The 11,099-nt window shown below is 62.4% G+C and carries 11 protein-coding genes; 5 read left to right on the plus strand and 6 right to left on the minus strand.

What is annotated here, in order from left to right:
* Positions 1-90 precede the first annotated feature (90 nt).
* Both ACU5AY_RS13455 and ACU5AY_RS13460 read left to right on the plus strand, forming a co-directional pair.
* Positions 91-789, plus strand: a complete 699-nt coding sequence (locus ACU5AY_RS13455; protein ID WP_446826602.1) for a L,D-transpeptidase — start codon at positions 91-93, stop codon at positions 787-789.
* A gap of 235 nt (positions 790-1,024) precedes the next feature.
* Entirely contained in the window at positions 1,025-1,654 is a 630-nt protein-coding gene (locus ACU5AY_RS13460; RefSeq protein ID WP_446826603.1) for an outer membrane protein, read from the plus strand.
* Between the two features lie 54 nt (positions 1,655-1,708).
* Here ACU5AY_RS13460 and ACU5AY_RS13465 read toward each other — a convergent pair whose 3' ends face one another.
* Genes ACU5AY_RS13465 through ACU5AY_RS13485 form a run of 5 tightly spaced genes read right to left on the minus strand, consistent with a single transcriptional unit; the run spans position 1,709 to position 6,609 of the window.
* Positions 1,709-2,170, minus strand: coding sequence for a hypothetical protein (locus ACU5AY_RS13465; RefSeq protein ID WP_446826604.1), 462 nt, complete (start codon positions 2,168-2,170; stop codon positions 1,709-1,711).
* 50 nt (positions 2,171-2,220) lie between these two features.
* A complete protein-coding gene (gene glcF / locus ACU5AY_RS13470) occupies positions 2,221-3,519 on the minus strand; it encodes a glycolate oxidase subunit GlcF (protein WP_446826605.1) in 1,299 nt (432 codons plus the stop codon).
* Positions 3,520-3,549: 30 nt separating this feature from the next.
* The gene (locus ACU5AY_RS13475) at positions 3,550-3,921 is read right to left on the minus strand and encodes a DUF4870 family protein (protein WP_446826606.1); all 372 of its coding nucleotides are present in this window, start codon (positions 3,919-3,921) and stop codon (positions 3,550-3,552) included.
* A gap of 25 nt (positions 3,922-3,946) precedes the next feature.
* A complete protein-coding gene (locus tag ACU5AY_RS13480; RefSeq protein ID WP_446826607.1) occupies positions 3,947-5,173 on the minus strand; it encodes an FAD-binding protein in 1,227 nt (408 codons plus the stop codon).
* Positions 5,170-6,609, minus strand: coding sequence for an FAD-linked oxidase C-terminal domain-containing protein (locus ACU5AY_RS13485; RefSeq protein WP_446826608.1), 1,440 nt, complete (start codon positions 6,607-6,609; stop codon positions 5,170-5,172). The genes ACU5AY_RS13480 and ACU5AY_RS13485 overlap by 4 nt, the downstream gene beginning before the upstream one ends.
* 175 nt (positions 6,610-6,784) lie before the next feature.
* Between ACU5AY_RS13485 and ACU5AY_RS13490 the strand changes: the two genes are divergently transcribed.
* Together ACU5AY_RS13490 and ACU5AY_RS13495 are read left to right on the plus strand one after the other, a co-directional pair.
* The gene (locus ACU5AY_RS13490; protein ID WP_446826609.1) at positions 6,785-7,681 is read left to right on the plus strand and encodes a LysR family transcriptional regulator; all 897 of its coding nucleotides are present in this window, start codon (positions 6,785-6,787) and stop codon (positions 7,679-7,681) included.
* Between the two features lie 140 nt (positions 7,682-7,821).
* Positions 7,822-8,928, plus strand: coding sequence for a CehA/McbA family metallohydrolase (locus tag ACU5AY_RS13495; RefSeq protein ID WP_446826610.1), 1,107 nt, complete (start codon positions 7,822-7,824; stop codon positions 8,926-8,928).
* A 12-nt stretch (positions 8,929-8,940) separates the two neighbouring features.
* Here ACU5AY_RS13495 and ACU5AY_RS13500 read toward each other — a convergent pair whose 3' ends face one another.
* Positions 8,941-10,215 (minus strand): DUF3422 family protein, encoded by a 1,275-nt coding sequence (locus tag ACU5AY_RS13500; RefSeq protein WP_446826611.1) that lies wholly within the window; start codon positions 10,213-10,215, stop codon positions 8,941-8,943.
* A 183-nt stretch (positions 10,216-10,398) separates the two neighbouring features.
* On the opposite strand from ACU5AY_RS13500, the gene ACU5AY_RS13505 reads away from it, so the two are divergent.
* Entirely contained in the window at positions 10,399-11,076 is a 678-nt protein-coding gene (locus tag ACU5AY_RS13505) for a hypothetical protein (RefSeq protein WP_446826612.1), read from the plus strand.
* Positions 11,077-11,099: the final 23 nt, after the last annotated feature.

Here is an 11,099-nt window from a genome sequence, read left to right on the forward strand (position 1 = left end):
GTTCACATCTGCTTTATCGTGGCCGTCAAGACTTGAATTGCCTGCGTACATCTGCTGTTTTTTCATGATCAACTGGAGAGGGATTTCATTATGCTGAAGCTATCGACGCTGCTGGCTGCGGCCGCGTTCACCGTAACCAGCCTGTCGGGCATATCGTCCGCCAACGCCCTGACGGTATCAACGCGCACTGCAAGCCCGACGCCGCCGGCCGATGTGGTCATGGTCGCGACCAACCGCAAGGAAGTGAATCCGAAGTTCAAGAAGCAGATCGTCCGCTTCTCGACCACCGAGGCCCCCGGCACCATCATCGTCGATACGAACAACAAGTTCCTCTACTACACGCTCGGCAACAACCGCGCGATCCGCTACGGCATCGGCGTCGGCCGCGAGGGCTTCGGCTGGTCGGGTGTGGTGAAGGTGCGCCGCAAGGCCGAATGGCCCGGCTGGACGCCGCCGCCGCAGATGATCGTCCGCGAGCGCAAGAAGGGCCACATCCTGCCGGCCTACATGCCAGGCGGTGAGGACAATCCGCTCGGTGCCCGCGCGCTCTACCTCTACAATGGCGGTGGCGATTCCGGCTTCCGGATCCACGGCACCAACCAGCCGTGGTCTATCGGCCAGAACATGTCGTCCGGCTGCATCCGGATGATGAACAAGGACGTCACGGATCTCTATGAGCGCGTGGCGCTCGGCACCAAGGTGATCGTCGTCGGCCCGGGTAACCGCCAGGGCAACGTTCAATACGACGACAGGGGCGTCGACATCCTGCGCACGCTGTTCGGCGGCTAACCGCCGCTCACGCCATTCCACAAGAAATCCGAAATGCCGCGGTTTTGATTAAAACCGCGGCATTTTTGCAACCATTCCGCAAATATGGCGGAAACATGGCCAAGTCTTGCTTGCCGGTCCCAAGTTCGAATTTTAGAAATACGTAGAGATTCGATTCGCTATAATTGACGGGACAGTGCCGACGATGATGTTTTCTTCCGCTCTGCGCAAAACTCTTCCTCTTCTATGCTCCACCATGATCCTGCTGCCGGCAGGACATGCGGCGGCTGAAATGCAGTTTTCCGCTTACGGCGGCATCCAGGGCGCACTCGACAGCGACGTCGATGTCAGCGACCAGGCGGATTTCGACGCCAAGTGGGAAGGAAAGTCACTCTCGAAGCTTCCGCCCTATTGGGGTATCCGCGGCCTCTACTGGCTCGATGACTTCGGTTATTCCAACTGGGGTGTTTCGCTCGACTATACCCACGCCAAGGTCTATGCGACCGACGGCACCATGGCATCGGCTGCCGGCGACTGGACGCATTTCGAATTCACCGACGGCCTCAACCTGCTGACGGTCAATGCGATCTATCGCTTCACCGATTTCTCGCCCAGCTGGACGCCCTATGTCGGTGTCGGCGCCGGTATCAACGCCCCGCATGTCGAAGTCACCCGGAACGGAAACAGCACCTTCGAATATCAGCTTGGCGGCGCCGCTTTCCAGGTGCAGGCCGGCATCGACTACAAGTTCAATGACCAATGGTCGATGTTTGCCGAGTACAAGGGAAACTATTCGATGATCGACGTCGATATCGACAACAACGCATCGCTGAAGACCAATATCTGGACCAACGCGGTCAACCTCGGCGTGACCTATCACTGGTAAGGCACACCCGGCCTACATTGAAAGAAGCCCGTCCACAAACATGACGGGCTTTTTTTATCGCTTGGAACAGAGAAGCTTGTCGGATCGCTCGAAGATCGTCGAATAGCGCTTCAGGCGCTTCTCGTTGGTCTTGCGAATGATGACGTCATAGCTGCCGGCTATGCGCTGGCCCAGGGTCTTCGAGACTGCCACCGTGAAATCGACGATGTAGAAGGGCGAATCGCTGTAGCTTTCCTGGATGAAGCGCAGGCGCAGGTCCTTGCCGTCGAACCAGTACTGTTTCAGCAGGTTGCTTTCGAGCCGGATGGTGCGGATTTCGTCGGGCGCATTGACGGTGAAGGTGGCCGCGCCGCGCAGATGGATGAGCCCCTGCCCCGGCTCTTCCGAGAAGCCGACATCGAGCGACAGGCGCAGGTCCTTGTCGTCATTGGCACAGTTGAAGCGGTCGTCCGCAAATGCCGGCACCCGTGCCAGAACCACGCATGCGAGCAGAAATGTGATCCAGAATTTCGTCACGATTCTCGCCTCCCATCAAGTTCGAGCCTCAGAACGTAACACTCGCTATATCACGATTTTCTTAATCTTTCCGGACTTTTACCTCCATATGCCCAGTCCAGCAACTCTACCGTGTGAACGATGGGAACGTTCGCAGCAGATGCAATCTGTGTGATGCAGCCGATATTGCCGGCAGCGACGACATCCGCCTTCAAGGCCTGAAGATTACGCACCTTGCGCGCCTTCAACTTTTCCGAGATATCCGACTGCAGGATGTTGTACGTGCCTGCGGAGCCACAGCACAGATGTGCCTCGGCCGGGTCGCGCACGGCAAACCCCGCGCGCTTCAGGAGCGCCTTGGGCGCGACGGTGACTTTCTGCCCATGCTGGAGCGAGCAGGCCGAGTGATAGGCGACGGTGACGCCGGACTGCGGTTGTTCGGGAAGGTCCAGTGTCGCCAGATATTCCGTGATGTCCTTGGCAAGCGCCGAAACCCTTGCCGCCTTTTCGGCATAGGCCGGGTCGAGGCGGAGCATGTGGCCGTAATCCTTGATCACCGTGCCGCAGCCGGATGTGGTGACGATGATCGCGTCGAGCCCGCCCGCCTCGATCTCCCGCGTCCAGACGTCGACATTGCGGCGGGCATCGGCAAGGGCTGCCTCCTCGCGTCCCATGTGATGAACGAGCGCGCCGCAGCACCCCTCGCCCTTCGGCTCGACGACCTCGACGCCAAAGCGCGTCAGCAGGCGGATCGCGGCGGCATTAATGCCGGGATCGAGCACCGGCTGGGCGCAGCCGCCGAGGATTGCCACCCGCCCCCGCGTGACGCCGGCGGCGGCATGGTTGCCGCGCGGCGCGGCCGCTTGCGGCCCCGCCTCCGGCGCCAGCCGCAGCATCGCCGCCATCGGCTTCAGCGGCGCAATGCGATCGAACAGCCCGGCAAATGGGCGCGCCAGCCGGGCAAGGCTCAGCGCGGCGCGAAAGCGGGCCGGATAGGGCAGGACGAAGGCAAGAAGAGAGCGGATGAGCCGCTCCGACAGAGGCCTGCGATAGGTCTTCTCGATATGAATGCGGGCGTGATCGACCAGATGCATGTAGTCGACGCCGGAGGGACAGGTCGTCGTGCAGGCCAGGCACGACAGGCAGCGGTCGATATGGGTGACCAGTTCCTTGTCCGCCGGCCGGCCGTTTTCCAGCATGTCCTTGATCAGGTATATGCGGCCACGCGGGCTGTCGAGTTCATTGCCGAGCGTGACATAGGTCGGACAGGTCGCCGTGCAGAAGCCGCAATGCACGCATTTGCGCAGGATGGCCTCGGATTCGGCGACATGCGGATCCAGCAACTGTTCGGGCGTGAAATTGGTCTGCACGATAACTCCGGTGTTGGAGGACTGCCCTTTTCAGAGGATCCAGGCTTGCGGATTGGCGATCGGCTCATCATTGCCGGCCTTCTGCAGACCGACGACGCAACGGGCGATCATCCAGACGGCCGTCAGCACGAACAGCAGGATGCCGATGAAGACGAAGGTCAGCACCAGCGAGACGAGGCTGAACAGAAGACCGATCCAGAAGGTGCGGATCTGCCAACTGTAGTGACTCTCGACCCAGCCGCCGGCCTTGCCGCGGTTGAGATAGGCGATCACCACGCCGATCAGCGGCGTGATGCCGACGATGAAGCCGAAGAGGTAGAGAACGTAGACCAATTGCACATTGGCCTTGCCCGGCTCGAGAAGCCCCTTCGAGTCCGGGAACGCCTGTCCGTTTTCACTCATCGCAAGTCTCCCTTTCCATTGTCCATCACGCAGCTGCAAGGGCGGTCTTCAGCGCCATCTTGCCTGGATTGAAGATGCCGCCGGGGTCGAACTTCAGGCGGATCGCCTCTTCCAGAACCGCAACCGCGCTGTCGCGCGGCTCGAACGCGGCGATGCCCACGCGCATCCCTTCGGCGGCGCGCACAAGTGTCGCATGACCGCCGCCGACGCTACGAATGCCGGCACGCACGAGGTCGGCCTCGATTCCGGCCTCCATGCGCATCCAGACGAGACCGCCCTGCCAGTCGTAAAAGGCATCGATGCCCGCTTCGAGGCGAAGGGCTGCGACCAGCTCATGCCCCCTGCTCGGCGCAACGGAGACCCGCCAGACGGGTTTTTGCGAACCATCCGCATAGGGCGAGACATTGGCAATCGCCTGCCAGAGAGCAAGGCTCGGTTCACGGCCAAGCCGCCGCACAGGGCCTAGAGCGGACATGGCAGAGACGAGCTTTTCCGCCCGCGCCTCGACGGAGCTTGGGAGACCCTCCAGACGCAGGACAGTCGCGCCGCCTGACGACAGGCCGAGCTCGCCGTAGCGCCAGGCAACGGTCGGCGGCAGGTGCGCGGCGCCGGAGACTTCGACCGGCAGCGCCATGGCGGCCGCCATCGCAGCCGTCGCCTGCTCGTCGTCCAGATCGTCCACGACAATGGTTTCCACGGCCTGCGGACGCGGCAGGACCTTGAAGGTGACTTCGGTCATGATGCCGAGCGTGCCGTAGGAGCCGGCCATCGCCTTGACGAGATCGAGGCCGGTGACGTTCTTCATCACCCGGCCGCCGGCCTTGACGGCTTCGCCGCGACCATTGACGAAACGAACGCCGAGAAGCGCATCGCGCGCCGCACCGGATACGAAGCGGCGCGGACCGGAGACGTTTGCAGCAAACAGGCCGCCGATCGTCGGCTCGCCATCGGTCCCCATCAACGGGCGATGGTCGACCGGCTCGAAGGCCATCATCTGGCCGGCCTCGGCGAGCGCCGCCTCGATCTCCACGATCGGTGTTCCGGATTTCGCGGTCAGCACCATTTCCGACGGATTGTAGGAGACGATGCCGGAGAGGCCGGTCGTCGTCAGTGAGGCATCGGCGCGCACCGGATTGCCGAAACCGGAACGCGTGCCGCCGCCCCGGATCGCCAGCGTTGTCCCGCTCGCGGCATGGCTGCGAACGATGTCGGCGACTTCAATCTCGGTCGTCGGTGTCAAAGGCGCGCTCATGCCGCGCTCCTTCCATCCAGCGGGAAGACCTTGGACGGATTGAGCAGCCAGTCCGGATCGAAGGCGGCGCGCACGGCCATCTGCTGGTCGAGATCGATATCCGTATACTGGTGGCGCATGAGGTCGCGCTTTTCGATGCCGACGCCGTGTTCGCCGGTCAGGCAGCCGCCGGCATCGACACAGAGTTTCAGGATCTCATTGCCGGCCTGCTCGGCGCGGGCCGCGTCTTCGGGATCGTTGATATTGTAGAGGATCAGCGGATGCATGTTGCCGTCGCCGGCGTGGAAGACGTTGGCGACGCGCAACCCCAAGCCGTCGGTGATTTCCGAGGTCTTCTTCAGCACGTAGGAGAGCTGGCTCAGCGGCACCGTCCCGTCCATGCAGATGTAATCGGCAATGCGGCCGGTCGCGCCGAAGGCGGATTTCCGGCCCTTCCAGATCAGCGCCGCCTCGGTCGCCGACTGGCATTCCTTGACGACCTTGACGTTGTGCCGGCCGGCAATCACCACGATCTCCGCGAGCATGGCATCCATTTCCTTCTCCGAGCCCTCGACCTCGATGATCAGCAGCGCGCCGACATCGAGCGGATAGCCAGCATGGGCGAAGGCCTCGCAGATTTCGACCGCCCGCTTGTCCATGAATTCGATCGCGACCGGGATGATGCCCGTTCCGATGATATCGGCCACGCAGGAGCCCGCCTCCTCCGACGTCTCGAAGCCGAAGAGAACCGGGCGGGCGCCTTCGGGCTTTGCAATCAGGCGGACCGTCGCCTCGGTGACGATGCCCAGCTGCCCTTCCGAACCGCAAACGAGGCCGAGCAGGTCGTAGCCGCCGGCGTCGAGATGCTTGCCGCCGAGTTCGATCACGGTGCCGTCGACCAACACCATCTTGACCCCGAGGAGATTGTTGGTGGTCACCCCGTATTTCAGACAGTGCGCGCCGCCGGAATTCATGCCGATATTGCCGCCGATGGTGCAGGCGAGCTGCGAGCTCGGATCCGGCGCGTAGAAGAAGCCTTCCGCGGAAACGGCTTCGGAAATGTTGATGTTGGTGACGCCCGCCTGCACCGTCGCCGTGCGGTTGGCGAGATCGACGTCGAGAATGCGGTTCATCTTGGAGAGGCCGAGAACGACCGCGTCCTCCTGCGGGATCGCACCGCCCGACAGTGAAGTGCCGGCACCGCGCGGAACGACGGGAATGCCGTAGCGGTGGCAGTATTTCATCACGGCGGAGACCTGCTCTGTGGTCTGCGGCAGGGCGACGGCGAGCGGCACGCGGCGATAGGCGATGAAGGCGTCGGTCTCGAAGGGCACGAGTTCGCGCGCCTCGTGGACCAGACATTCCGGCGGCAGGAGATCGGCAAGATCGCCGACGATGATGTCGCGCCGCGACAGCACCGACGCCTTCGGCTCCAGAAATCCGATTGCGCCTGTCATGATCTTCCTCCCTTGTCCGTGTGCCGCAGATTGCCCCGAAGCAGCGCCGGTGACAACCGGTCAAAAGCGGCATGACCATCTACGGACAGCGATTGGTAATCTTTCTTTACCACTTCACTCAATCCTCCACAAATGCTAATCATTTATTCCAATCTGGAAAAGATGGCGGCGATTGATGACGAATCTCGAAGACCTGGACGCGTTCGTCCGTGTTGCGGCGACGGGCAGCATGTCGGCGGCAGGCCGCATTCTCGGGCTCTCGCCGGCGGTGATTTCCAAGCGTATCAAACGGCTGGAGGAGCGGCTCGGCACAAGGCTTTTCCAGCGCACCACCCGGCAGATCGCCCTGACCGAAGCCGGCAAGGGCTATCATGACCGGGTGACGGCCATCCTCGCCGATCTCGAAGACGCCGAAGCCTTCGCCTCGGGCCGGTCCAGCGAGATGCACGGCACGCTGAAGATCTCCGCGCCGACGTCGTTCGGGCGCATGCACATCGCGCCGCATCTCAAGGGCTTCATGGAACGCCATCCCGGCATCTCGATCCAGCTGACGCTGACCGACGAATTCACCGATATTGTCGGTGGCGGTTTCGATCTCGCCATCCGCATTGCCGAACTGAGCGATTCGAGCCTTGTCGCCCGCCGGCTGGCGCCGGTGCGGCGCATACTCTGCGCCTCACCGGATTATCTCGCCATTCACGGGACGCCGAAGACAATCGAGGAACTGAAGACGCATGCCTGCCTGCCGGCCCACAACAATGACAGCTGGCGGCTCGAAGGACCGGACGGCCCGGTGGTGCTGCGCCCGGAAGGCAAGCTGGTGACCAATTCCAGCGAGGTGATCCGCGAGGCGGTGATCGGCGGTCTCGGCATCGCGCTCAGATCCACCTGGGATATCGGCCCCGAACTGAAGGCCGGGCAAATCGTGCAGGTGCTGCCCGGTTACGAGAGCTCGCGCAATGTGGCGCTGTCGGCGGTCTATCCAAGCCGCGAATTCCTGCCACAGAAGGTGCGTGCCTTCATCGACTATCTCGCAGCGCTTTACGGTCCCGCGCCCTATTGGGACCGGTAAGACAGCAGTTGACCGCGACCGCGATGCTTGTCCTGACGGGGCGGAGGGACTAAACAGGGCTGGCTTTTCGCCGCGCCCCGCAGCTTATTTTTCCAGGGCGGCCCTTGCTCCGGTCGTCGCGTAAAACACGGTTCCATTTCATGCCTGCCATTCCCGATACGCTCCCGACGATCCACGCCCCTCGCGAGGGCATCTGGCTCAAGGGCGACTGGCACCTGCATTCCCGCCACAGCACGGATTCCACCAACAATCCGATCGGCAAGATCATCGCGTTTGCCGAGCGCACCGGCTTCGACTATCTGGTGGTGACAGACCACGACGTGCATGTGAACGGCGCGGTCGCCAGCCACACCTGGGCCGATCCGGAGTATCGGTCCGACCGGCTTCTCCTGCCCTATGGCGGCGAACTGACGGCACCGCGCGGCCATATCAACATCCTTGCGAGCGAGCCCTACGACCATCAGGCGGTGTTCGATGCCCGCAACGCCCGCGACTGGGATCTTCTGGCCCTGAAGAAAAAACTGGGTATTCACTTCTCCGCAAATCACCCCAGCACCAAGAACCACTACGGCTACTCCTTCGACATCGCCGATTCGGTCGAGATCTGGAACGGCAGTACCTGGCCCAAGAACATTCCGGGGGTGCGGATCTGGGACGACATGCTGCTCTCCGGCCGAATGCTCGGCGCACGCGGCGGCAGCGACGCCCACCACGGCGTTCCGGACCGTCCGGAACTGACGACCGCGCTCAGCGTCGAGGCGACCGCGAATTATGTCGGGACGCCGACCACCTGGATCTTCGCCCGCGAACGCACGAAGGAAGCCCTGTTCGAGGCGCTGGAGGCAGGCCGCGCCTCCATCAGCGCCAACCCGTTCAATCCGCGTGTCGAACTGCATGCCGACCTCGACGGTGACGGCATCATGGAACTCGGCATGGGCGACAATGTGAAGCCTTCCGGCGGTCCGGTCACATTCGAGGTACGGCTGATCGGCGGCGGCATCAGCGGCGTGCGCTATACCGTGAAGGTCATCAAGAACCGCCAGGATTTCGCCGTCCTGACCGCCGATCCGGAAACGCAGACGGTGCGCTTCGTCGACACGCCGGCTATCGGGGAGCGAAGCTATTACCGTGTGGAGATCGAAGGACCGCAGACGCCCTATCCGGACGTGCCGAACGCGATGGCGCTCAGCGGCAACAAGGTGGCGCTCTCCAATCCGATCTACTTCAACTACGATCCGGCCTTCTGACGCCTTCCAAACTCAGTGCCCGTCTTCCGCATGGCTCCGGCGAATGCGACGCACTGTCCACCAGATGAGGGCGACGACGAAGGGAACGGCAATCGCGGTGACGGTCGTGTAGTGGAACGGCGCGCCCATCTCCTCCGCGCCCTTGGCGAGATAGCCGACCAAGCCGATGACATAATAGGAAACGGCGGCGACAGAGAGGCCTTCCACCGTCTGCTGCAGGCGAAGCTGCAGGTTGGCCCGCCGGTTCATCGAGGCGAGCAGGTCGCTGTTCTGGCGCTCCAGTTCGACATCGATCCAGCTGCGCAGGAGCCCTGTGGCGCGGTAGAGCTTGTTGGAAATGCTTTCCTGGCGGTCCTCGACCGAGCGGCAGGTCCGCATGGCCGGCGCGAGCCGCCGTTCGAGAAAGGACCCCAGCGTCTCGAAACCGGAAACCGGCGTTTCGCCGAGTACCTTCGTGCGCTCCTGCACGATGCCGTAATAGGCCTTGCTGGCGCCGAAGCGATATAGGCTCAGCGCCGAATTCGCCTCGACCTCGGAGGCGAGCCGCGTGATGTCGCCGAGCATCTGGTCGGCCTCCTCGCGCGCATCTGTCTTCATGCGCTGCGTGATCTGCGTCAGCTCGTCCTCGATGCGGCGGATATCGCCCGACAGCGACTGGGCGAGCGGCAGGCCGAGCATCGCCAGCGTGCGGTAGGTCTCTATATCGAGGAGGCGCTGGACCAGCGCGCCGCGCCCTGCCTCCGTCAGCCCCTTGTCGATGACCAGGATCTGCGTGAGGCCGTCTCCGTTCTGGTGAAAATCGGTGAGGATCGTCGCCTGCCCGTCCTTGACCTCACTGTGGCAGAGGCTCGCGGGATCGAAGATCGCCAGCGCCTGCTTCAGAGCCTCGCCTTGCGGGCGAAGCTCCAGACGGATGCCGGAAATCAGCGAACCGGGTGCCGTGAAGCCGTCGCCGAACGGATGAACCGGAACATCTGCGCCAAACGACTCCGGAACGGGACAGTCCCAGAACCAGGTGGAAAACTCCGTGTGCTTCTCCCAGCGCAGCGTCCCCTGCCCCCACGGCATCGAATAATGGCTGGCATCACGCACCGGCGGCGTCGCCCCGCGGCTCTTGGCAAGCTCGCTCAATGCCGTGTGATGAACGACCGATCCGCCGTCCATCATGAAGGCGAGCTGGAAGATCACCCGTGGCGAGCTGACAAGTGCGTATGGCCGGGCGTGAATCTCGCCCAGAGCCCTGGCACGCTCCGGCGCGGCTGGAAAGGCAAACTTGCGATCGGCCATGAATTTCCCCTCATCGGCTCTTTCATCCTCCTACTACAAACCGACGCCGGAACAATTGTCGATCTCGGGATCTTTATTATTGCATATATATAATTTTCAATATCTATTGGAGCCAGACACTGCAACACCGCGCTGCATCGCCGGCACCTTCACGGTGCCAAGCTCGACAAGGGAGTTCCTATCATGAGAATTGCACAGCTTGCCATTGCGGCTCTATTGCCGGTGGCGTTGTGGAGCCCGGCGCTCGCCAATGACTTTACCGATTTCGAAGCGGCGATGCGCACCGCCTATGGCGACTACAGGACAGCATTGTTCATGACCAACATGGGCAAGGCTGCGGAATCAGCCAAGGCCGTCTCCAAGTTCTCGTCGGAATGGACCGCACTGAAAGACCGGCCCGCACCGCCGCAATATGCCGACGACGTGCGTTATGGCGAGACGATGTCCGCCATCGTCACCATTGCCAGCGCGGCAGAAGAAAAGATCGCGGCCGGCGCACTGCCAGAGGCCCACGAGGCCCTCGAAGGCATACGCGATCAGATTGGCGACATGCATATCCGCAACGGCCTGTTCGGCATCTCAGATCGGATGAATGCCTATCACGCCCGCATGGAAGAGGTGATCGGAAAACCCGACATGTCGCCGGAGGAAGCCCATGAAGAGGCTGCCGTGCTCGAATACCTGCTGAGTGATATCGCCGCCCATCCCCCTGCCGACGTCGATGACAGCTTTGCAGCGCTGCTCGCATCCGTCGAAGACAGCCTTGCCAAACTGGAAAGCGCCGGCGATGCGGCTGCCGTGCGTTCGGCGATCGATGGACTGAAGGCGCCCTACTCCAAACTCTTCCTCAAGTTCGGCTGATCGGTCGGCCTTGCCGCGAGGAA

The organism is Rhizobium sp. PAMB 3174, from assembly GCF_052908375.1.

What these genes read in the sequence shown, in the direction of transcription:
- ACU5AY_RS13495 (WP_446826610.1), top strand. Translation starts at nt 7,822, where the DNA reads ATGCCTGCCATTCCCGATACGCTCCCGACGATCCACGCCCCTCGCGAG.
- ACU5AY_RS13455 (WP_446826602.1), top strand. Translation starts at nt 91, where the DNA reads ATGCTGAAGCTATCGACGCTGCTGGCTGCGGCCGCGTTCACCGTAACC.
- ACU5AY_RS13490 (WP_446826609.1), top strand. Translation starts at nt 6,785, where the DNA reads ATGACGAATCTCGAAGACCTGGACGCGTTCGTCCGTGTTGCGGCGACG.
- ACU5AY_RS13475 (WP_446826606.1), bottom strand. Translation starts at nt 3,921, where the DNA reads ATGAGTGAAAACGGACAGGCGTTCCCGGACTCGAAGGGGCTTCTCGAG.
- ACU5AY_RS13485 (WP_446826608.1), bottom strand. Translation starts at nt 6,609, where the DNA reads ATGACAGGCGCAATCGGATTTCTGGAGCCGAAGGCGTCGGTGCTGTCG.
- ACU5AY_RS13480 (WP_446826607.1), bottom strand. Translation starts at nt 5,173, where the DNA reads ATGAGCGCGCCTTTGACACCGACGACCGAGATTGAAGTCGCCGACATC.
- ACU5AY_RS13505 (WP_446826612.1), top strand. Translation starts at nt 10,399, where the DNA reads ATGAGAATTGCACAGCTTGCCATTGCGGCTCTATTGCCGGTGGCGTTG.
- ACU5AY_RS13460 (WP_446826603.1), top strand. Translation starts at nt 1,025, where the DNA reads ATGATCCTGCTGCCGGCAGGACATGCGGCGGCTGAAATGCAGTTTTCC.
- ACU5AY_RS13500 (WP_446826611.1), bottom strand. Translation starts at nt 10,215, where the DNA reads ATGGCCGATCGCAAGTTTGCCTTTCCAGCCGCGCCGGAGCGTGCCAGG.